This is a genomic window from Paenibacillus sp. J2TS4 (genome assembly GCF_018403245.1).
Lineage (GTDB): Bacteria > Bacillota > Bacilli > Paenibacillales > NBRC-103111 > Paenibacillus_L.
The window spans coordinates 40,852-62,458 of record NZ_BOSH01000018.1 but is presented as its reverse complement, the minus strand read 5'-3'; the positions used below and the strand labels follow the sequence as shown (position 1 = coordinate 62,458).

The window sequence follows — 21,607 nt, the reverse complement described above, 5'->3', positions numbered from 1 at the left end:
GCTCACTATAGGGGAGGATCGGTTTTGAGTTTGGTTAATAAACTGGGCATACTGACTTCTGCGATCCGAATGGTGTAGCAATCCTGGAACCTGGCGCCGGGCAAAAGAGACTCGTTTCCCCTGTTTTCCCCAATTGGAATTCACATAATGACCAACAAAACTGAGTTTTGTTAAAATAGGGGGAGCCATGCAATCATGTTAGTTGTGAAGCAGGCCTCGATTTGTTCCGGAAGTGGAGGTAGATCCCAGGTCATGAATAAGCGTTGTATCTTCAAACCAGACGAAAGAGAAAAAATAATGAATCGTTTTGGCAAAGATTATTATGAGAAAGTTGTGAGGGATATTGAAGTATACGCAGATAAGTGGACGTTAACCTCTTTTCAGTTTATTCCTTCCTATTCTGCAAACTTGGTTTTTAGATGCCACTCAGAAAACTTTGGGAGCGCAGTGCTTAAAATAGGTAATCCGTCTTCTCGAGAAATATATACAGAATTGAATACTTTATGTCAATATGACGGCAGACGATTCTGTAGAGTGTTTGACGCTGATATTGAGAATGGCGTTATACTGGAAGAGGGTATACAGCCGGGGAACCGTTTAAGGGAAGACAACTCTCTTGATAAGAGACTCTCTGTCTTTTGTTCCCTATATAAAGGCTTGCATATAGCGCCCGCTAAAGTGGAAATATATCCAACTTACACAGAGTGGGTCAGCAGGATCACAGAATACATGAGCACGCGGCATGATTGCAAGGAATTATATTTGTATATGAAAAAAGCACTAGATATCTGCTTATCGGTTTCTGCTTTATATTCGCAAAAAATGCTGCTTCATGGTGATTTGCATCATGATAATATTTTGCTTGGTCATGATGGAGAATATATAATTATCGACCCTAAAGGCGTCATAGGCGATCCTGTATTTGATGTTCCGCGTTTTATACTAAATGAATTTGGTGATGAAATAACTCCGGATTTATATAAGAAAATGAACGGTATTATAAGCATCTTAGAAAAAAACCTTAATATCCCAAACGAAATATTAAGGCAATGTCTTTATGTAGAAACGGCCATGGGAGTATGCTGGAGTGTTGAAGACGGCTCCACCCCTGAGGAATATCCGAAGCTTATAGAACATGCAGCTTTCGCAGAAACCATGATGAATACTTAATTCCGTATTTATACTCTTCAGTTGGAGGGAGGGCGGTGATCCTTCGGAGCTCTCGCTTGAAGGTCCGATGAGCGGCGGGCGAACATATTTGAACCGACTTTAAAAGAATTGGAGGATGTATGATGGCAAAAACGATTGTTGAAAAGCTAAACTTGCAAAAATATAATAAAGCGGCTGTATTATATAAACCGGAAGGCGAGGATTTATTAGCAGGCTTGGAAAAGTATGATACCGAGCTAAAAGACGGCGGTTATGACCTCATTTTTGCTTTTGTGTTAGATTTGAAGTCATTACAGGAACTCGTAAAAAGGGTCATTGATAATAATCATTTGAATGAAGGGGGATATTTGTACGCTGCGTATCCCAAAAAGGGAAACAAAGTTTATCAGACCTATATTCATAGGGACAGCCTGCTGGAAGGGTTGGGTGCCGATGCCGATGGTTATATTGGGACAAGCAGCATAAAATTTGCACGTATGGTTGGGTTAAACGATGTCTTTACAGTTGTCGGTTTAAAAGCAGACGAACGAAATAAAAACCGCACCTCCTCCAAACCTAGTCAAAGCGTCGACGATTATCTTTCCATGATTCCGTATGTGGACCAAGATTTGCAGGACAGCCCGGACGCGCTTGCCTTTTATCAATCACTCACTCCGGGGTATCGCAAGGACTGGGCTCGATATGTGTATAGTGCAGTGCAGGAGGAAACAAGAGTAAAACGACGTGCAGAAATGAAGGCGGTTCTGGCTGCGGGGTATAAGAGCATGGATCTCTATCGAAGAAGATAACCCGTCTGTGTAGACATGGCTAACCATCGTAAAGCAGGTGCAAGGGGGATATTTCAACAGTATCCCCAAAGTAGTAAAATTAACGTGAATTATGGAAAGGAGGCGTTGTTTTATGAGAAGAATGATTATGAAATAAGGGCGCAAATAAATCTTTAGATCAGGCTGTTGAAAAAGTGCATTTGTGTGCCGCTTATTTTCTGTACTCGGACCATTTATACGATTATTCATACAAAAGCAGGGCCGGCGCGGCATATGTGCGGCTAATTGTACGATTTTTCGTACAAAGATGGCCCTTTCACGGAACTTATGCGCCCATTTATATGATTTTTCGTACAAACCGTACTTGTTCGCATCCATCTTTTGCCCAATTGCAATAACATTAATTGGCCTCAAAACAGAAAGGGTACAAAAATTATATTGGGTTAATGAAATGAAAAAAACCAAATAATGAGGTATACACGAGGGAATTTTGCCAATCAACTGAAGGCAGGGAAATTTGAAGAGCAAATTACGCGCATCGCACATAACAGTGAATTTGTGGTTCTACGAGTATCCCAATGTAACGTGTCCAAAAAATCTTAGCTGCTCGGCTTGTTTATGGTATTGGACATTGATAAATATCCCGGAACTCTCTCGTTAAGCGAAACTATTCCCCGCAGGAAAATCATGTTATTTAAAGAAAAAGGTTCGTTATTTATGGTATTGCTGATCCTATCGTTTTGTATTACTTAAGTAATCACTTTACTTATTTTTTGAATGAAATACCTGCTTATTTCTACCCATAGCCAGCTGTAGAAAAGCGAGAACACGTAAACGATGGCGATGGTACTCAGGTTAAACGTAGATGAAACCGCTGGGCCCAGAACAGGAAATCGAAAAACGTAAAGCAACAAAAGGATCCCCGCCCATAAAGAAAACGACCCGACCAGCATAGCCGATAAACGTATTTTCAAATATAACAGCGAACTGCCAATCCCGAGTCCCAATAGGCCTGTCGTGAAAGGAAATACGATCAGTTCGCTTGGTTGGATAAAAAAAAGCAGCAAAATTGCGAGGAAGTAGGCGGTCAGACCGGAACCGACAGAAAGGACAGTACTTAACACAATGGGGGGTGTGGCGAGAGGACTAATCAAGTAGCCCACCCCTGGCAGAAACCCTCCCATGGATTGAAAAATGGCGGATAGCGTGGCAAGAAAAGCGACAATAATCATTTTTCTTGTGGTAACTTGGGCTGTGCCATAACGGGTGTGAATCAATGAAACTTCTTCGCATACAGGTTTTAACCAGTAACTTTTCACAGGGATCATCGTTCAAAAGCGGCTCCTTTCAACAGAATATGGATCAGAAGCAGAACCAGCGCAGAAATGATAATCATCCAATCACGCCAACTAAAGTGCAACCGGCTTGCCCGGATTTTATTTCCCGGTAAGTAACAACGAGCGTCCATAGCGAGAGCCATTTGGTCCGCACGGCGAAGCGAGGCAACGAACAGAGCAACGAGAAGCTGAAGAAGAGATTGCATTTTTATTCGAAAGCTTCCGCTTTTATAACGTGCGTGTTTCACTTTTTGCGATTTCAACATGGAATCCGTCTCGTCGATAAAGAGTGGAATAAACCGGAAGGCCACCGAGATCATAAACACGAAATTCTGAACCGGAAATCGAATGAGAGTGAGCGGGCGCATGATGGCTTCCAAACCGTCTGCCAGCTTTGTCGGGGGGGTCGTTGCACTGAGCACTATAGCCGTTATGATAAAAATAACTAGCTTGCAAGGCAGGATAACTGCATTATTAACATCACCTAACAGCAGGTGGTAAAGAAACAGCGCGAGCAGAAGGGGAAGCAAACCCTTTAGGCCATTCCATAAAAAAGCTAGTGGCAATCGGGCGGCGAAAACCAATAAAAATCCAGCGGTTGCATAGAAAACCATGCGGACTAGATCGTTCGAACAGGTAACCAAATATAAATAGGTCGCTGCAAAAATAAGTTTCGCACGAGGATCAGAGTCCTGCAAAAAAGAGCGTGTATTCATAGACGGCCCGAAAGGCAGCAGCCTAAACCATTGCACGTCGTAAGTCCTCCCCAGAGAGATTATTGATGAATGACATCAGTTGCTCTTCTTTATATAAACTTTCAGGCAATTTTCCGGCGAGCCGCTTTTCGAGTAAATCTATAAAACGGAGCAGGGGTGTTTTTGCAAAACCGATTTGTTCCAGCCGCCACCAGTGAGCCCGAATTTCACAAGGGTGGAAATCCGCGTACAATCGGCCATGGTCTAACACGAGAATCCGGTCCGAGTACTCAAGGGCTTCTTCGAGCCGATGAGTAATGTAGAGAACAGTCATTTTTTTCTCATCATGAATTCGCTTTATAAACGATAAGATTCTGCTTCGTTCATAGCCGTCGAGGCCCGCTGTCGGTTCGTCCAGTATGAGAATCTCTGGTTCCGTAACCAATACGCCTGCCAGTGCAACCCGTCGCAATTCACCACCGCTGAGTTGAAACGGTGATAGGTCTTTGAATTGCGCATAGCATAATCCGACGGCTTCCATGGTCTGTTTCACCCGTTCAGAAACCCATTCCCGACTCATGCCCAAATGATTCAGTCCGGCACCGATATGGTTGAAAACCGTATCCTCAAGTATTTGGTGCTCAGGGAATTGGAAGAGAAAACCGATTGCTTTCCAAAGGCGGCGGCGGTCGGCTTTTTTATTGAGTCGGTAAGGTCCGACCCGTATTACCCCTGAATGGGGGAGGATCAGGCCTCCAATCATCTGCCCCAATGTGGTTTTTCCGCTCCCGGTCGGTCCCATCATCGCCACGAACTGCCCTGCAGGAACATGCAGTGAGAGATAGTCAATGACTTTCTTAGAATAAGGGGTTCTGGCGGCTAGCGAACAATTTACGTTCTTTAGAACAATTTCCTTCATTGATCCGCCAATCCAAGTTCACTTGTAGTTGACAAATGCAGCCCTTTTTGCGCGGCAATGTCACGCATTCGAACCGAAAACGGAGGGAGAATTCCAGAGTCTGTAAAAACGGCCGAATGGCCCGCCGCTTCTTTGGGCGTTCCATCATACCGAATCGTGCCTTTCTGCATCACGACAAGACGATTAGCAGTAAAAATCTCCTCGACATCATTGGTCACCTGGACAATTGTGAATCGGTTACGATGTAGTTCGGAAATGATCTCATAGATTTGTTGGGCACTTTTGGGATCGAGCATGGAAGTAGACTCGTCAAAAATGATCACTTTGGGCTCCATTGCCAGAACTCCGGCAATCGCCAACTTTTGTTTTTCCCCGCCGGATAGAAAGTGGGGGGGATGATCTTTCCTTTCATAGAGCTCAAGCATTTGCAAGACAGAGCGGCACCGGGAATCTGCTTGTTCCGGGGAAATGCCGATATTATACAAACCAAACGCTGTATCTTCCTGGACGGTCATACCAACAATTTGATTCTCCGCGTTTTGAAATACCATCCCAACAATTTGGCGAATATTCCTCAAATGCTGAGGGTCGCATGTTATCTTTCCGCAAACGGTGACTTCTCCCAATGTAGGTTGGAGGAGGCCGTTAATCAATCGAACCAACGTTGATTTTCCGGAACCGTTTCCACCCACGATCGTAATCCATTCTCCTTCATAAATGGTTAAATTGATTTCCCGAAGTGTCCAATCCCGGTGCGAATCGTACCGCAACCATACGTTTTTTAACGAAATAACGTTTTCCATCATTCCCTCCGGCTATTCATGGAACAATTTCAAAAACAGTACCTTGGTTAGAATCAACCACTTTCATAGAGCCATAAACCCCTAAATATAGTCTGGTTTGATTCAGATTCGTTCCCAAACTAACATAATAAGCTGATTGAGACCCAAAATTATAATCGGTTTCAATCACACTAAAATCGTTTAGTTTACAATCTGTTCTTACCCTGGTAAAAGCTAAAGCCCCTTTAACCGGAAGTTGAGATTCTTTAGCCCGAGCTAGATCGGTAAACACAACGTTTCCCGATAAACCGGGGATTTCATTTCCCATATAGGGCTGGACTCCTGTAAGTGCAGTTGCTCTAAACTTATCCGTTCGGGGATCTTCATGAAAATAACTCGTTAGAGGCTGAAGACGCCGCACTGAAGTTTTTACTGCTTCATCGTAATAAGCAATTGTTTTCTGATTCAAAGCGGGATTTGCAGAGCAGCCTGTTGTTGTCGAAGTAGGAAAAGCACCTTCCCACCCTCGCCAGCCAAAGTTAATAAATCCTTCTTGGTCAGGTTCTGAATTCATTAAATAAGCTTGAATAAGCTGAGGAACCGGTATTGGTTTATAATGTAGGAATGAAAAAATCGACTCTACGAGATCCTGTCCGACATTTCCTACGTATTTGATATACCGATTATAAAACCTTTGAAATGAAATGCCTGGTATATTGCGAACTCCTTTGGCTATTACCGTAAGCGTTTCCTGAATAGGTACGGGCAGCTCATTAAAACGTGTAACTATGGGTGGATTATCGATAAATGAATTTTTAACGACATCAATTTCGATGATTTTACCTGCTATTTCCATATCATCTTGGCTTAAATTAAATGGATCATAGCCTGATCCGCCATCACCGGTTGTCAAAACAAGTTTTCCTGTTTCAGGTGAAAAGTTTAAGCTATTGACACCATTATGGTTTAAAAATGGTCTTCTTATATTAAGTAATGTCCGCCGTTTTTGAGGTTGGCCATTCGATTGCAGAATCCATTCTTCTACTGTATCAATATGATCATATCGAGTTTCTCTATTTGTCCACCTTAGGGTTAAGGTTCCGGGATCACACGGGTTAGGCTTAAAAGATTCAAAACCACCTGGAAGAGCACCTGGACCTTGGGTTCCAGCTACGGAATAATGGAGATAAAACAGACGATTATAATAAAATTCGGGATGAAATGCTAGCCCCAGCAATCCCCGTTCATCATATCCGCCACTAGAAACACCTAGTTTTATGATTCGTGGGCGAATATCTAAAAAAGTTCCTATACCTCCGTTTCCTATGTAAAAGATCTCTCCTACCTGGGTTGCAATAAATAATCTTTCTATGGAGTCACCCGGAAGAATAGTTGTTTTCAAAACAGTGGGTAAGTTTAGCTTACTAACAATAGGCCGTAAACTAACTTTAACTTTTATCAATTAACTTTACCCTCCTTTTTGCCGTTTTCTTTAATAAGAATATGATTCGAACTGATTATTATTACCTGGGGTACCCTGCTCCTACGGCATCGCCTTACACAGGGACAACCCCGGCCATACGAGAAATATAGAGAATCTATCTGCGGCGCTTAAGAATCCTCCTTTACAATGAGCCCAAACAGGGATGCAAACAGGTAGGCTTGTTCACGGGTAATGATACAGCCTTGCAAATCTTCTACTCCCACGCCTAGCCCATCGAATTGACAATCGCTTAAGTCGATTCCGTTCAGCTTGGTACCCGACAATTGAGCCTGATCCAGGTTGGAACGATAGAATTCAATTTTATGCAATTTAGAGAAGCTAAGATCGGCATGACATAAAGAACTATCCTGAATGATCACTTGCTTGGTATTGCAAAATCGGAATGAGGCGTAATCGGCTATACATTGATCAAAGAGGACATTCCGCAACGTCGAACCGGATAAATGGATTCCGATCAATTTGCATTCTTTAAATACGGTTCGATGAATAATGGCTTCGCTGAAATCGACATTGGACAGATCGCATTTTTCAAAGATGACATCGGTCAGTTCCACGCCTGTCAAGGCGCATTCTGTAAAGGTGACTTGTTTGAAGATGATTTTATCGAAGGTCACTTTGTGATCCGTCAACTGCTCCATTACGCAGTTTTGCATGATTCCCATCTCCACAAAATCATTAGATCGGATATCATCTGGCGTCAGTTCAGATAGTTCATTCGGAATAATCGGCTGTTCGATTTTCATCGCTTTTTTCCCGCTGCTCATTGGAGTTGTCTCCTCCTTCAAAAAAAGAACGTTTGTTCCTAGTATAGGTGAACAAGATGGAACGTGCAATCGTTCCTCCGCTGTTTTATACGAAAGAGAGCTTATTAAGCTGTGATAAAGTTCTGGACGATTACTTAAACCGAGGCCTCCAAAACCACTCTAAAAAGTGGGATTGAAAGCTTTTATTATCATGAAATTCTGACTGGAGCAGGGACTGAAAATGGTATGTAGACAAATAATACCGGGCAATGGGATATTTTCGAGTCGGCAATCGTGTTGTATGTAGGAGGCGAAAAGATGGAGAACAATTCTTTATTGCGTACGGATAAAGAATTGGCCGAACTATTTGGGGAACAACATAAGTGACCAAATCCTTATGATCAAAACTTTTGAAGATGTTATCAATGATAAGGAAATCGTATCTATCGTATTTTTTGATAAAGAAATTCCGATTCAAACGGAGCGGTAATACTGGAAAGGTGATGACTATGGCACGTGTTTTGCTGATTACGGAGTTCCGAAGGACATATCAATCCCACCCTCGGTGTAGTTCAAGAACTTATCCGTTGCGGCGAAGAGGTGGTTTATTTATTGCGGAACAATATCATGAAAGTCGATTGCAATAACAGAGCAATCGAAAAGAAATCACAAACCGCTAAATAAACTAAAATGAGTGTAATACTATTTGAAGATAAGGGAGGAAAAAGGATGGACAACAAAATTCAAAAAATAGTACCGAATTTATGGTTCGATTCGCAAGCGGAAGAGGCGGCTGAGTATTACACCTCCATATTTCAAAATTCTCAAATTGGCAGAATCACTCGCTATGGAAAAGAAAATCCCGGCGGAATACCTGAGGGAACCGTAATGACCGTTGAATTTCAACTGGAAGGACAACAGTTTGTCGCGTTAAATGGCGGTCCGCACTTTAAGTTCACAGAGGCCATATCATTTATCGTCCATTGTGAGAATCAAGATGAGCTGGACTATTACTGGGATAGGCTCTCCGAGGGCGGGGACGAGAAGGCTCAGGTGTGCGGTTGGTTGAAAGACAAGTTCGGCGTGTCGTGGCAAATTATCCCAAGCGATTTAAATGAGATGATATGCGACCCCGATCCGGATAAATCTGAAAGAGTGATGAAGGCATTGCTCCAAACGAGGGCAAAAATCGACATCAAAACGTTACAGCAAGCCTATGAGGGATAACGTATTTTTCTGTCCATTGGGTCTGGGAGAGGCCGTTGTATTATAACTTGAGCCACTTTCGTAAAGGTTATAAATCGATTAAGAACCTCTAAAACCGTTGGTTTTAGAGGTCTTTTATTAGATAGAGTCGGAAGTTATGTCCACCATTTTCCAAATATGATATGATAAGTCGTAGAGAAGAGGTTATTATCAACGAAATGAGGGATATTCGCATGGAACTTCATGATTTATTTAATGAAAAACCGACAAAATTATGGCGTGAGAGAATGATTGAGGAGGAAGAAGACTTCTATACGGAAGAGAGTTTATTAAGCTGTGATAAAGTTCTGGACGATTACTTGAACCGATTATTATCGCTGCAGGAGAGTAAAACCCCTGAGAAAATCATGAAGGCTGTGGAAGAAACTATCCTTGCCCTCAATGATGTGAATGATGAGCATGACTATTTTATTGAAACGAGTGAACGTGAAGAATTGGCCGAATTTATTGACAAGGCGGCAAGGCTGGCCGGGTTAGAGATTGAGGAAGGTCACGATATCACGTTGGAATGGAGAGAATGGTAAAACGGACTCTTAGGCGGTCATAGCCATTATTTTTGGTAGTGCAACCCAACTACTCCGTTCTTATATATTTTCCTGCCCATTTCTTAGCCTCCCCGGTATAATTATGCGTACTACAAATTTGCCCTGCATCGTGATTTTCTTGATTTTAGTACATAGGATTAACAAAACATTTGAAAGTGACGTTGCGTTATTTTGTATAATGGAGCCGAAGAAGAAGCTCCTCGATTAAATTCGCTAATGAGGAGGAGAAATTTATACAAGGGGATATAGAAATGAAACAAGGCGATATCATCATCTATGCATGTGTCATTATAGGAGCAGGGATTGGACTTATGCTTGGTCAAGCCCTCCCCGGAGTATTAGTTGGACTTGGATTAGGGTATCTAATTAAATATGCTGTATATAGGGATAAAGAAAATTAGGATTAAGGGGTTCTGCCAAAGCAGCCAATCCACAATTCCATCCACAACTGCAGCGGGGTCTTCTTCGCCATAAGGATCTTATTCGGTTTTCAGATTGCCCGGATTTAATAAGTACACCAACATCCCATGCTTTTCTTCATAACCGGGAGAAATGTGTCAGTCACTAAGATGCGCTATTGCAAATTGAAAAGTATTTCCATGTCGAAAAGGTAATACCATACATTACTTAATATTACTTGGCATCACCTTTGTTATCTATTAAAAACATCAATCCGTCCCGATTGAACGATCCCAATTGCTCACGAAGCCTGCTTGCCTCTATCGGTTTCGTCACATCCGCCGAAAGTACAATGGAACGGCCACCAGCCTGCTCAATCATTTGTGCTGTTTCCTGCAGTGTTTCCTTTCGTCTTCCGGTGAGTACAACCTCTGCGCCGTCTGCCGCCATTTGAATGGCCGTTGCCTGACCCAATCCGGTTCCTGCGCCCTTAACTAAAGCAACTCTATTCGTCAATAATCCCCTGAATAACACCCTTTTATGTAATTTAGAGGGACTATACCGATGGTTTTAGTCCGCACCATTCCAAACTCCGCTCATACAGCTGCTCCTGCTGCTGTTGATCATAAGAAAACGGTCCTGTTTGCTTTTGCTCCTTTTGTTTATAGTAATGGCCCGATACACCTTCAAGCGATGGGTCCGCAGCCAGTCTCAGAGACGGCTCTGCTCCTTTGTCCGGACTGGACATAAATAACTTTAGGAGCGGCCGAAGCAAGGAGGGGGCCATCCGCGCCGATTGAGGAGTGTAGATGACTCCAGGATGCACCGCATTGACCGTCACCGAAGTGCCTGATAGCTTCCGGGCCAGCGTATATGTGAACATAACGACAGCCAATTTGGAAGCTCCGTAAACTTTCAGCGAATTATATTTAACGGGATCTGCCAATTGTTCGATATTCAGGCTTTCGGCTTGCACTTCCGAGGCCACATTGACGATGCGGGCCGGCGCGCTTTTCTTAAGCGTGTCAAGCAGAAGATGAGTCAGAAGAAATGGGGCATAGTAGTTCAAGGCAAAGGTCAGTTCCATTCCTTCCGCATTTTTCCGATAGTCCTTAAATACACCGCCGGCGTTGTTGATCAGCACATGCAGCTTTTCGTACCGGTTTAAATATTGCTTTGCCAAAGATCGAATGCCGTCGCTCGTTGACATATCTGCAAGGATTAATTCAACGTTCCCGTTACCGCTACGCTCAATAATATCCGCTTTGGCTTCTTCCCCGCGCTTCGTATCTCTTGCCGCCATAACAACATGCGCCCCGGATTTTGCCAATCCCAAAGCCGTCTCCTTGCCGATTCCCGAATTGGCTCCTGTAATGAGGCAGTACCTTCCATTCAGAGTCATTAGCTTAGTGTACCTCCCGAGAATGAAATGGAATTATGTCCCACTTACTTGTATATACAAATGAATGGGTAAAAAAATATACTGTAACGCACTGTGAAATTGATGCTGTCTTTAAGGGTGATCTCAACGCCGCCTTCTCATTAAAGATTACTGCTTACAATATATTAGGCAGAAGGAAAAATCAAGTCATTTATGCTTTCCCCATCCTCTATTCTACCCTTTCTATCTTGCGGCTCGCTAAATTTAATAGCTCAATTAACTGCTTTCCGTGCTCCTCTCCCAGCAGTTCCAAATGACGCATATAAATTTGGTTTAGCCCTCGGTATATATCCAGAACCATCTGTTCGCCATTCGCTGTAGTGTAGATTTGGGTATGTTTACCGTCTGTTTTTCGTTCCACCAGTCCCTGATTGCGAAGCTTGTCGATAAATCTGCTGCTTGTGGATGGGGAGATGCAGAGTGTTTTGCATAATTCCTTTTGGGTGATGCCAGGTTTATCGCTTATGGCGATTAAGATATAGGAATAGGAAGGCGGAAGGTCTATATTTTGGAAGGCCTCTTCCGCAATTTTATCCATATGGCGCGCCATTCTGGAAGCAGAGAAGTACAGGCAATGACCTAGAATATAGTCAGCACTTGGTTTGTCCATGGTTACTCACCTACTTTAGTAAAAAAGCGTATCATTCCTAAGGTTGTCCGTCAAGTGAAACGACCAAAGGCCAGGAAGTGCCTACAATCCTATAGGCCGCCTCTCTTCGATGTCAAGAGGTGAATCTGACCACACCCTCAGGTATACTGAATATCAATGAAGTGGACCGTTGGTCATTTAGCCATTGCAAAGGATGCCCATGATTAATATTTGCTGTATAAGAGTAAAATGAAATGAAGATGCCCAAAGTCAAAAGAAAAAGGAAGATTCGATGACAGTGAACAAAACAGGATGGAACTTCGATAATAGTTACGCTCATTTGCCGGAATTGTTTTTTTCCAGGCTTGGCCCGACACCTGTAAGCTCACCGGAGCTGGTTATTGTTAATGATCGGTTGGCGGCCGCTTTGGGATTGAACGCTCAGGCACTGCAAAGCCACGATGGAATCGAGACGTTAGCCGGCAACCGGGTTCCCGAGGGCGCCGAGCCCCTTGCTCAAGCTTACGCCGGACATCAATTCGGACATTTCACCATGCTGGGGGACGGCCGGGCGCTGCTGCTCGGCGAGCAAATTGCGCCTTCCGGTGAACGGTTTGATATTCAACTGAAGGGCTCGGGTGTAACCCCCTATTCCCGTCGGGGAGATGGCCGGGCGGCACTTGGACCGATGCTGCGCGAATACATCATCAGCGAAGCCATGCATGCGCTGGGTATTGCTACTACCCGCAGTCTGGCGGTGGTGACGACCGGCGAGTCGATCATCCGTGAAACCGAGCTTCCCGGTGCTGTTTTGACCCGCGTAGCTGCCAGTCATCTGCGAGTCGGTACTTTTCAATACGTGTCTAAATGGGGTACGGCCGAGGATCTTCAAGCCCTTGCTGATTATACTTTGCAGCGGCATTTTCCAGAATGCGACGCTGAGGAGAATCGCTATCTGTTCCTCCTGCAGGAAGTGATCAAGCGGCAGGCCGGGCTGATTGTTCAATGGCAGCTTGTCGGTTTTATTCACGGAGTGATGAACACCGATAACATGGCCCTTAGCGGAGAAACGATAGATTATGGACCGTGCGCCTTCATGGATACTTATGACCCGGCAACGGTATTCAGTTCTATTGACACTCAGGGCCGTTACGCCTTCGGCAATCAACCGTATATTGCAGCTTGGAATTTGGCGAGGTTTGCGGAAACGTTATTGCCTCTGCTGCATGAGGATGAGGAACAGGCGGTGAAATTAGCCGAGGAGGAGATATCGGGTTTTGGCGAGCAGTTTCGCCGGAACTGGTTCGCAGGAATGAGGGCAAAGCTGGGGATCTTTAACGAAGAGCCGGAGGATCCATCCCTGATTGAAGATCTTCTCGACATGATGCAGAAGTATCGTGCGGACTATACGAATACCTTCCGAGCCTTAACCTTCAATAAGCCGGAGGATACGGTCCTGTCTGGCACCACGGAATTTGCCGGGTGGCATGAGAGGTGGCAGGCGAGACTGGGCAGGCAGCAGGAGCCTGAAGCCTCCTCGCATCAGTTGATGCGAAGCAGCAACCCCGCGATCATTCCCCGCAACCACCGGGTGGAAGAGGCACTGGAAGCGGCGGTGAAGCAGGGAGACTACAGTGTGATGGAGCGGTTTCTGGATGTTCTTTCGAGCCCCTACGCGCACTCCCCTGAACAGGATGAGTACGCCGCACTGCCTGCGCCATCTCCTCAGCCTTACCGAACTTTCTGCGGTACTTGACAGCCGCTTCCGATAGCATCCAGTTGAACGGGCGCCCTAAATCCAGGGTGCCCGATAATTTTATTCAGGAGGGGATTACTAAGGTAGCGAAGTAGTTACTGCAGAAGTGCAGGTCTTTTTAGGTAAAATATGCGCGATGTCTGATTCTAAAGCGATTGTGCAGGTCTTTTGATCGATTTCGGAGAAATCGCTCTTTTATGTCAAGTAGACATGTATATTTGAGCGTCTTCGCTCTATTTTGGAAAAAAGCGGGAATCAAATATACTTTTGTCCGTCTTGGGGTCATGTGTTCTTTTCCACTAAATGTTCTTCTTTATTCCGATTATCCGGAATGACAAACGACACCGTTGTTCCCTCATTGGGCTTGCTAATAATAGACAAGCCTTGACCGTATAATTGGATCAATCGTCTATTTGTATTGGCAATTCCGATTCCGCTCTTTCCCTTCATGGTTGGACTTAGCAGTTGAGTCACCTTATCCTGCCCCATCCCTTTGCCGTTATCTTTGACTTCAATAAGCATGCAGCTTCCCTGGCGGGTTATCCGAAGTTGAAGCATGCCGCCTTGATTTCGGCTCAGGAGACCGTGTCTGACAGCATTCTCAATCAGAGGCTGTATGGAGAGGGGAGGGAGCAGCAAATCGATGTCAGGCTCAACCTCCCATACAATAGACAATCTTTCTCCGAATCGTTCTTTTTCAATATATAAATAGGCTTTGACCAGCTCCAATTCATGAGAAAGCTCGACCAGTTCCCCCGTATTGAGATAATCGAAGCTAATTCGTAAGAAGGATGCAAAAGCGTCGCCCAGCTTACGCATCTGTTCCGTGTCAATATCGCTAAGCGCCATAAGCGAATTAAGCGCGTTGAACAGAAAATGAGGGTGGATCTGCGCTTGCAAATAGGCGGCTTCCATGCGCAAACGTTCGTTGATGGATTGCTTCAGCGTGATCAATGCCCGGATTCGGTATTTGAGTTCCATAGCGTCCACAGGCTTAGTTACATAATCATTGGCTCCCGATGAGAATCCGGTGTAGATGTCGGCAGGCTGACTGCGCGCGGTTAGCAGCAGTACTGGAAGCTCGGATACGGAGTAATGCTCTCTTACTCTCTGCGTCAACTCATACCCGGACATATGCGGCATCATGACATCGGCAATCAGCAAATCCCATTGCTGTGTGCTTAGCAAATCCAGCACTTCACGGGCTGATTGAGCCGTTGTTATATTGTAGGGCTCTGTCGAAAGGATCCCGACAAGTACATTCAGATTGACAGGGTCATCATCCACTACAAGAATATTCACCTTCCCGTCATTCAAAAGCGGCGGGATCCGAACAGAGGTCGCCCATTCGCGGATGGCGGCGTCGGGAACAATGAATCCAGCAGGCCCAGCCCCCGCAACATCCGTTATCTGGTAGAGAGGAAGACGGCTTTGCGATAAGGAAAGGTTCGGCACGCGAGCTAGCGGCAGATCAAAGCTGAATACAGAGCCCTTGCCCGGCTCGGAGCGGACGGTCAATTTACCTCCGTGCAATTCGACTAATTGCTTACAAATGCTGAGGCCCAGCCCGATTCCCCTGCCATCGCTTATACCATAAGATCCTTGTTCATAAGGAAGAAATACCCGTTCCTGTGTCTCCTCATTCATTCCGACTCCAGAATCAGAGACATGAATGACCGCATATCGGTCCCGTTTCTCGGCGGAAACGGAGATGGTTCCTTCTTCCGTGTATTTGATGGCGTTATGCAATAAGTTATACAGAATTTGCACAAGCCTCTTCTCATCAGCCATGACCGGCGGCATCGATTCGGCGATATCCATATGCATTCGAATAGGCTTGCCTTCTGTCATAAATTGGAGCATGGCGATTACACCGGGCACGACCGATTGAATCTGCAGAGGTTCCTGCTGCAGCCCAATACGGTGTTCCTGAAGCTGCGCCACATCCAGAAGATCCCCTAGCATATGAGACATGCGGCGGCTAATCGTTATCAGCAGCTCCATATCTTTAACGCTGCTTTCATTCATCCTCTGCTTCTCCTTGGTTACAACGGTCTGAGCGATATTCATAATACCATGCAGAGGCGTTCTCAGTTCGTGTGACGTATTGGCGAGAAATTGGTCCTTCAGCTTGTCGGCCTTCTTTAATTGCTTGTTTAGCTTGGCGTTTTCCTGGGAGTTGCGGATGTATTTCTTAAACCAATAAGCGGAAAATCCGGTAATCGCCACAATAATATCGATTGGATAGTAAACGTGGGTAACATCTTTAACAGATTCCACCAAGCTCCATGACAGGTTGGATATTATGCCTGCCGCGGTTAACAGCAAGAAAACGACGTCTTTGTCGGCTTGCTCCTTGATAGTCATTGTGCCTACTATATGGATAAACCAGGCAAATGGAATTAAATAGATGACAAGAAATATCTTTAAGTCAACTATTCCATTTACCCATGAAGCGGGCGCGGCCGCCAGGAGTCCTGACAGGGAAACGAGTACCGCAGTGTATGCTTGCAGCCATACGTTTCGCAGCGAGTTCGGAAGGAATCTTTTGAAAAGAAGAAGAATAAACAAGTTTTGCCATAGGAGCGAGATCAGTCTGATCTTTATCGCCCATGTATAATTGATCGGCAGCCATAACAAGAGTATATTATCATGTCCTATCAGAATGGCTATTCCAACCGACAGCGTTAGCAGGCTTGTAATCAGCAATGCTCGTTCTTGACGATTAAATACGTATAGAATAGAAGCATATAAACCGTGAAGCAGCAAAACAAAAAAGGTGACCAGTTGAAAGCCAATAGAGTACCAACGCGCATAGTCAATCGCTGCCAGTGAGCCGAAGCGAATGGAACGGAGGAGACCGCCATTGTAAGGATCGTCAAAGTTGGCTGCCCGAATAAGCAAATCAATCTCCGTCGTCCCTTCCACAGAGTAGGTAGCTGTAAAAGAGACATTCTTGGGTATGTACTCCTTGGCGTTGTCGGCAGGCTTGCCCATATTGCCTTTCACCTGCCCGTTTATTTCCACGCCGGAGGAAGCTTGAATTCCATGAAGCCAGAAGGCGACAGGCTGTTCCAGCGGATCTATTAGAATGCGCAGCCGGTACGTTCCGTATCCATAGGAGGAACCGGAACCGTTATTAAGCTCGCTTTTCCAGTCTCCCGGAACCTGAATAGGACGGGGCTGGTTCTCCGCTGACTGTATATCCTGATGAGAAAGCAATTGTCCGGGGTAGAATTGCCATTCGCCGTTCAAATAGAAGGTGGCGTATTTCTGCAAATCTATTCCCCGCATGTCGAGTACACCCCCGACGGGGCGGGGGCCCTCCGATGTGTCAAAAAGCTCAGACCACGCCCATCGCAAGCAGACGAGAGCGCTAAGAAATAATATAATTATTGCTATATATGTATATCTTGGAGTGATTTTATTTGTTATTGGCATCATACGAAGACATTCGACATAAACAGCGTTTATTCCTTCATTTTCGCAGGTCCATATGTTTTCTTATCGATGTATGTTCAAGATGGACACTTAACGGTTCCTCATCGGAGTATGGGGTGTTTTTGGAACGCTACATGAAATTCATCATATCGGACAATTATCCATCTGGTCTAAAGAAATAGGATTAGCAGTAGTCAGTTCCAATTTTATTGGGAGAAGATTAATGTAAAGGGGGACTAAGATCAAGATTCCTCTAAATGTTACTGAAGCAAGAAAATCAAGCCAATCCATACCTATGGTAGGAATTGATGGCATACCTATTCGCCATGAGGTCGAGTTTGAACTAATGTTAAACAATTAAGCCAGAGTTCAACGTCCAAGACAAAGAGAAGAGACTGCCGTGGTAAATGATCGGCAGCCTCGTTAATTATTGGGCAGCTTTCCCGCGAATTACTTCGCGGATCTAAGCTGTTTTTCCCGAATAATGAAGTTGATAAAATCAATGATTAATCTTGCAGCAATTTGGGAGGTTACCCCTGACGGATCATAAAGCGGATTGACTTCCACCAAATCAAATCCGATGACATCCCCTTTTTTCGCAACGGCTTCTAAAATTTCGCTTACTTCATCATAATAAAATCCGCCAGGTGAAGGCGAGCCGGCGCCAGGAGCAATAGACGCGTCCAGACCATCTATATCTAAGGTCACATAATATTTTTCGCCGTCCGGCATGTCTTTCAATGCTTCTTCGATTCCGATTTTTCTAAGCTGTTTGGGTGACACAATAGTGCTGCCATAAGCTCGTGCATCATCGAAATCCTCTTTTTGGCTGCTGCCGACACCACGTATGCCAAGCTGGGCCATTTTATTAATATGATCCAGTTCAGACATTCTTCTCATGGGATTGCTTAAGGTAAAGCGGTTGCCGGATACTTCTTTTAACCAGTCCAGGTGGGCATCAATTTGGACAACGTTCACTTTCTCATGGCTCTCCAACGCGAAGGCCACAGGGTTCGTCACGGAATGGTCTCCGCCCAGAATAATAGGAATGGCGCCCTTGGAGATGATCTTTCTAACCGCTTCCTCTGTATTCTCATGGCTTTGCTCAACGTCGCCGTTAATAATAGAAACGTCGCCACAGTCCACGATTTTCCAGCCGTCGTTGTTATATACAATATCTTTTTCATGATCGTATCCGGAACCGAATGCATAAAGCGATGACTGTTCTCTGATGGATCTCGGACCCATACGGGCTCCGGAACGCCAGGCGGTGGTCATATCATTGGGAACCCCGATAATGGCAAAATCCGCGTCTAATTCATCCAAATCCGTACAGATCGGATATTTTCTAAAGGATGTAATACCTGTAAAAGGCATATCGAGCTTTACTCTTTTGTAATCCGGTTTTTTGGCGTATTTACTCATATGCTCTCCCTCATTCAGAAGTTATTGGTTGCCTATTAATTTTATCACATTATGAAAAGCACCGTAGCCTCTTTACTAATTGTTCGTTTTTCCAATTTGACCCGGATTGAAAAACTGGCGATATAACATGCATGCCATCAATATTAATCCAATATATCCGACGATGGGGTAGACCAGGTCAATGATTTTCGCGAAGGGCAATAATCCGCCAAAGAATCCAACGATCGTTAACACTACGGTGATTATTCTATATCTGGTCGTGTTTCCTTTGGCAAATTGGGTCGAGACGATCCACAGCATACCGACCGCCGTCGTATAGATGGCTATAAGCAAAATAATGGAAAAGACTAATGCAATCGCCGGGTTGATTTGATTGGCCAGGAATAAGGTAGGAATATCTTTGGCATGGACCTGATCAATGTTCGATAAAATCCCAATGTAAATGGCAAAGACGCCCAGAAGCATGATGAACCCGCCTACAATTCCGCCAAGAATGACAGCCTTCCTGTTGGTCTCTCCCTTGCCCAGATTGGCGAGGAAGGGCACGGCGACAAGTAACACGAACGAGGAATAGACAAATCCGGACTGCCACCAATGGCTGGTTGCTGTAGATAAATTAAGTTCTTGTACAAGAGCGCCAGCCTGCGAGAACCCGGCGGCATCGAAATTCCCACCGCCTACGACAATGGCAAAGACAACAATAATGGGTCCTGCAATCCCCAGAATTTTAATCATGGTTTCCAAACGCAATAAGGCGGTAATTAATACAAGAATGGCCATAAGTGCCCGGCCGGCCACGACTCCCAAGCCGAAGTGCTCCGAAACGGTTGCGCCTGCACCGGAGATCATAACTACAAAGATAACCAGAATAAAAAGCTGAGAGAACCAATAAAAAAAGGTTCCTACATATTTTCCGCAAAAATAAACAAAAACGTCTTTCGAATCCGTGGCTTTCAAACGCAATCCAATGTCCATGGTATAGGCGCCAAACCACATGTGGATGATGGCGGCGATCGCAATTCCGCCAATACCGTAGTAGCCGAATGAAACAAAGAATTGTAAAATCTCTTGGCCTGTAGCCGTTCCGGCGCCCAGAATGAATGAAACAAATGCGCCTGCTAAAATGATGATTTTAATAATGTTATTCATGATAACCTCTTTTCGTGGTGAAAGTAACATCCTGTTTTTGCATTCCTTGGTGATCGGATCGAAACGGTCCTCTCAGTCCCTTTTTCTGTAAAATCTATCAAAATGTATGCCCTTTCAAAAACTTGCATCATGCTAGTATGTTTGTTATGTCAAGAGCGTAGCACCTCATCTCCATGCAAGTCATTTTTAATATTGTATAGATTATCACAGATTAGGATAGATGTAAAAATAGAATTTTTGCCAGTCAGGAGTGCCTATAAAGGCTTGCGAACTAATGATCAAAAAGTTGTGTACTGCTTCGCTGCAGAATAATTAAAAGAGCTGCCCCTCAGTCCATCATGACATTTTGGGACAGCTCTTTTCAGGTGTGTTTTGTTAATGTTCCTGCATCTTTAAATGCACCAGATGCGTTAAAACGAACTCCTCTGACCGTTCATCCCATTAAAAACAGTATCTCTTTTCATAATAATAGGTTACCTGGGTTCCCGGCTAACCATCTTTTGGCTTACAAGGACCATAATTATCGCCAATACGAGAAAATACACAGGCATCGTTAATAATGAATCATTGTGAAGGTAACTCATGCCGCTCGTAATAAGGCTGACCAGTAGGTAGTAACCCAATCCGAAAATGGCCCCTGCTGTACCCAGAACATCACCATAATGGATAAGCGCCAAACTTAGGCAGTTAGGAAGAGCCATCCCGATCCCCAGCAGGAGGATAAAGATACAGGCAACCATTACTGCCAAAAACAGGACGGAAGGGCTTATTACATAAAGAGCAAGACCTGTGAGGCATACCGCTCCCAAGGTTGTTACCATCGAGCCCATAAGGATGATTTTTTCTGCCTGGAATCGGGCAAGCAGTTTTTTTGACAGCATCGCACCGAATATGGAAGCCATGGCCACGAAAATACCCAAAAATCCAAACAGACCGGGTTTCATATGAAAAAATTCAATAAATATAAATGGGGCTTCGGCATAGTAACTGAACAAAATCCCGTTTGTCGCACCTATGAGAAAACCAAATGCCCATACTCTGCGGTCCGCAACGAGGCGCTTGGCCACTGAAAGGGTGCTAATGTTTGAGGTTGCGGTTACTCTCGTCTCCGGCAGAGAAACGAACGTGTACATAAAGATAGCCGCGCTCATCACAACAAGGGCTATGAAAACAGCTCTGAATCCAAGAGTTTGATCGATCCACCCTCCAATTAAAGGCCCGATGGCCGGAGTGAAGGCAAGGGCCGCAGAGATTTGGGCAAAGACGGCATGCCGTCTCGCACCGTCGATACTTTCCCGCAGAATGGTTTGGGTTACCACCGACCCGGTACTGGCGCCAAAAGCCTGAATAAATCGGCACGCCAGTAACCATTCCGCTGAATCCGACAAGGTACAGCCCAAGCTTCCAACTCCATACACCATAATTCCCCAAAGCAAGGCGGGACGCCGTCCTATGGAATCAGACAACCTCCCCCAGCACAATACGCCCAAGGCGAAGCCCAGGAAGTAGATACTGAGCGTCAGTTGGATCGTGTTGCTGCTGGCATGCAGATGATGGGCTATATCCGGTAAAGAAGGAGTGTATATCGTTTCGCTAATTTGCGGGAAACCGACAAGGACAATTAACAGCAATAAGGATGGTGTTGAGATTTTTCTTTCCACAGCTATTCCCCCTATCAT

General features: G+C 44.8%; 19 protein-coding genes and 1 pseudogene. 7 read left to right on the top strand and 13 right to left on the bottom strand.

All coding sequences use genetic code 11. The annotated features are described in order from the left end of the window. Window positions 1–195: 195 nt before the first annotated feature. Together KJS69_RS26155 and KJS69_RS26150 are read left to right on the top strand one after the other, a co-directional pair. Window positions 196–1,170 (top strand): aminoglycoside phosphotransferase family protein, encoded by a 975-nt coding sequence (locus KJS69_RS26155; RefSeq protein WP_249730715.1) that lies wholly within the window; start codon window positions 196–198, stop codon window positions 1,168–1,170. Between the two features lie 119 nt (window positions 1,171–1,289). After that, window positions 1,290–1,958 carry a YdeI/OmpD-associated family protein gene (locus KJS69_RS26150; protein ID WP_306434435.1) on the top strand — a complete coding sequence of 223 codons (669 nt, stop codon included), beginning with the start codon at window positions 1,290–1,292 and terminating at the stop codon, window positions 1,956–1,958. Between the two features lie 728 nt (window positions 1,959–2,686). Here KJS69_RS26150 and KJS69_RS26145 read toward each other — a convergent pair. From KJS69_RS26145 to KJS69_RS26120, 6 genes are all read right to left on the bottom strand, one after another. After that, window positions 2,687–3,265 carry a hypothetical protein gene (locus KJS69_RS26145; protein WP_213586758.1) on the bottom strand — a complete coding sequence of 193 codons (579 nt, stop codon included), beginning with the start codon at window positions 3,263–3,265 and terminating at the stop codon, window positions 2,687–2,689. Next, window positions 3,262–4,026, bottom strand: a complete 765-nt coding sequence (locus KJS69_RS26140; protein ID WP_213586757.1) for an energy-coupling factor transporter transmembrane component T family protein — start codon at window positions 4,024–4,026, stop codon at window positions 3,262–3,264. The genes KJS69_RS26145 and KJS69_RS26140 overlap by 4 nt, the downstream gene beginning before the upstream one ends. Further along, a complete protein-coding gene (locus KJS69_RS26135; protein WP_213586756.1) occupies window positions 4,013–4,888 on the bottom strand; it encodes an ATP-binding cassette domain-containing protein in 876 nt (291 codons plus the stop codon). Before KJS69_RS26135 ends, KJS69_RS26140 begins: the two co-directional genes overlap by 14 nt. Next, a complete protein-coding gene (locus KJS69_RS26130) occupies window positions 4,885–5,694 on the bottom strand; it encodes an ATP-binding cassette domain-containing protein (RefSeq protein WP_213586755.1) in 810 nt (269 codons plus the stop codon). The genes KJS69_RS26135 and KJS69_RS26130 overlap by 4 nt, the downstream gene beginning before the upstream one ends. Window positions 5,695–5,707: 13 nt before the next feature. Next, window positions 5,708–7,132, bottom strand: coding sequence for a PQQ-dependent sugar dehydrogenase (locus KJS69_RS26125; protein WP_213586754.1), 1,425 nt, complete (start codon window positions 7,130–7,132; stop codon window positions 5,708–5,710). Between the two features lie 149 nt (window positions 7,133–7,281). Next, window positions 7,282–7,938 (bottom strand): pentapeptide repeat-containing protein, encoded by a 657-nt coding sequence (locus KJS69_RS26120; RefSeq protein ID WP_213586753.1) that lies wholly within the window; start codon window positions 7,936–7,938, stop codon window positions 7,282–7,284. 708 nt (window positions 7,939–8,646) lie between these two features. On the opposite strand from KJS69_RS26120, the gene KJS69_RS26115 reads away from it, so the two are divergent. From KJS69_RS26115 to KJS69_RS26105, 3 genes are all read left to right on the top strand, one after another. Then, a complete protein-coding gene (locus KJS69_RS26115; RefSeq protein WP_213586752.1) occupies window positions 8,647–9,144 on the top strand; it encodes a VOC family protein in 498 nt (165 codons plus the stop codon). Window positions 9,145–9,356: 212 nt separating this feature from the next. After that, a complete protein-coding gene (locus KJS69_RS26110; protein ID WP_213586751.1) occupies window positions 9,357–9,707 on the top strand; it encodes a hypothetical protein in 351 nt (116 codons plus the stop codon). A 272-nt stretch (window positions 9,708–9,979) separates the two neighbouring features. Then, window positions 9,980–10,129, top strand: coding sequence for a hypothetical protein (locus KJS69_RS26105; RefSeq protein ID WP_213586750.1), 150 nt, complete (start codon window positions 9,980–9,982; stop codon window positions 10,127–10,129). A gap of 232 nt (window positions 10,130–10,361) precedes the next feature. On the opposite strand, the gene KJS69_RS26100 is transcribed toward KJS69_RS26105, so the two are convergent. The 3 genes from KJS69_RS26100 to KJS69_RS26090 all read right to left on the bottom strand — a co-directional run bounded on the left by KJS69_RS26100 (window position 10,362) and on the right by KJS69_RS26090 (window position 12,178). Then, entirely contained in the window at window positions 10,362–10,643 is a 282-nt protein-coding gene (locus KJS69_RS26100) for an SDR family NAD(P)-dependent oxidoreductase (RefSeq protein ID WP_213586749.1), read from the bottom strand. A 40-nt stretch (window positions 10,644–10,683) separates the two neighbouring features. Further along, a complete protein-coding gene (locus tag KJS69_RS26095) occupies window positions 10,684–11,529 on the bottom strand; it encodes an SDR family oxidoreductase (RefSeq protein ID WP_213586748.1) in 846 nt (281 codons plus the stop codon). 208 nt (window positions 11,530–11,737) lie between these two features. Beyond that, window positions 11,738–12,178: a MarR family winged helix-turn-helix transcriptional regulator gene (locus tag KJS69_RS26090; protein WP_213586747.1), complete on the bottom strand. Its 441-nt coding sequence runs from the start codon at window positions 12,176–12,178 to the stop codon at window positions 11,738–11,740. Window positions 12,179–12,449: 271 nt separating this feature from the next. On the opposite strand from KJS69_RS26090, the gene KJS69_RS26085 reads away from it, so the two are divergent. Continuing rightward, entirely contained in the window at window positions 12,450–13,913 is a 1,464-nt protein-coding gene (locus tag KJS69_RS26085; RefSeq protein WP_213586746.1) for a protein adenylyltransferase SelO, read from the top strand. Window positions 13,914–14,195: 282 nt separating this feature from the next. Here the strand turns inward: KJS69_RS26085 and KJS69_RS26080 are convergent, their stop codons facing one another. Next, window positions 14,196–17,207, bottom strand: coding sequence for a hybrid sensor histidine kinase/response regulator (locus KJS69_RS26080; RefSeq protein ID WP_249730714.1), 3,012 nt, complete (start codon window positions 17,205–17,207; stop codon window positions 14,196–14,198). Between the two features lie 280 nt (window positions 17,208–17,487). Between KJS69_RS26080 and KJS69_RS29860 the strand changes: the two are divergent. Next, window positions 17,488–17,583 (top strand): annotated as a pseudogene (locus KJS69_RS29860) (DinB family protein); the annotation flags it as partial. Window positions 17,584–17,804: 221 nt separating this feature from the next. Here the strand turns inward: KJS69_RS29860 and speB are convergent. The 3 genes from speB to KJS69_RS26065 form a co-directional block, all read right to left on the bottom strand. Then, window positions 17,805–18,779: an agmatinase gene (speB, locus tag KJS69_RS26075; protein WP_213586744.1), complete on the bottom strand. Its 975-nt coding sequence runs from the start codon at window positions 18,777–18,779 to the stop codon at window positions 17,805–17,807. Window positions 18,780–18,854: 75 nt separating this feature from the next. Next, entirely contained in the window at window positions 18,855–19,928 is a 1,074-nt protein-coding gene (locus tag KJS69_RS26070; protein WP_213586743.1) for a YkvI family membrane protein, read from the bottom strand. 473 nt (window positions 19,929–20,401) lie between these two features. Then, window positions 20,402–21,589: a multidrug effflux MFS transporter gene (locus tag KJS69_RS26065; RefSeq protein WP_213586742.1), complete on the bottom strand. Its 1,188-nt coding sequence runs from the start codon at window positions 21,587–21,589 to the stop codon at window positions 20,402–20,404. Window positions 21,590–21,607 lie beyond the last annotated feature (18 nt).

Excerpts from the sequence above, each read along its gene's own strand:
- KJS69_RS26155 (WP_249730715.1), top strand. The coding sequence starts at position 196 with ATGTTAGTTGTGAAGCAGGCCTCGATTTGTTCCGGAAGTGGAGGTAGA.
- KJS69_RS26150 (WP_306434435.1), top strand. The coding sequence starts at position 1,290 with ATGATGGCAAAAACGATTGTTGAAAAGCTAAACTTGCAAAAATATAAT.
- KJS69_RS26145 (WP_213586758.1), bottom strand. The coding sequence starts at position 3,265 with ATGATCCCTGTGAAAAGTTACTGGTTAAAACCTGTATGCGAAGAAGTT.
- KJS69_RS26135 (WP_213586756.1), bottom strand. The coding sequence starts at position 4,888 with ATGAAGGAAATTGTTCTAAAGAACGTAAATTGTTCGCTAGCCGCCAGA.
- KJS69_RS26130 (WP_213586755.1), bottom strand. The coding sequence starts at position 5,694 with ATGATGGAAAACGTTATTTCGTTAAAAAACGTATGGTTGCGGTACGAT.
- KJS69_RS26120 (WP_213586753.1), bottom strand. The coding sequence starts at position 7,938 with ATGAGCAGCGGGAAAAAAGCGATGAAAATCGAACAGCCGATTATTCCG.
- KJS69_RS26115 (WP_213586752.1), top strand. The coding sequence starts at position 8,647 with ATGGACAACAAAATTCAAAAAATAGTACCGAATTTATGGTTCGATTCG.
- KJS69_RS26110 (WP_213586751.1), top strand. The coding sequence starts at position 9,357 with ATGGAACTTCATGATTTATTTAATGAAAAACCGACAAAATTATGGCGT.
- KJS69_RS26105 (WP_213586750.1), top strand. The coding sequence starts at position 9,980 with ATGAAACAAGGCGATATCATCATCTATGCATGTGTCATTATAGGAGCA.
- KJS69_RS26095 (WP_213586748.1), bottom strand. The coding sequence starts at position 11,529 with ATGACTCTGAATGGAAGGTACTGCCTCATTACAGGAGCCAATTCGGGA.
- KJS69_RS26090 (WP_213586747.1), bottom strand. The coding sequence starts at position 12,178 with ATGGACAAACCAAGTGCTGACTATATTCTAGGTCATTGCCTGTACTTC.
- KJS69_RS26085 (WP_213586746.1), top strand. The coding sequence starts at position 12,450 with ATGACAGTGAACAAAACAGGATGGAACTTCGATAATAGTTACGCTCAT.
- KJS69_RS26080 (WP_249730714.1), bottom strand. The coding sequence starts at position 17,207 with ATGCGGGGAATAGATTTGCAGAAATACGCCACCTTCTATTTGAACGGC.
- speB (WP_213586744.1), bottom strand. The coding sequence starts at position 18,779 with ATGAGTAAATACGCCAAAAAACCGGATTACAAAAGAGTAAAGCTCGAT.
- KJS69_RS26070 (WP_213586743.1), bottom strand. The coding sequence starts at position 19,928 with ATGAATAACATTATTAAAATCATCATTTTAGCAGGCGCATTTGTTTCA.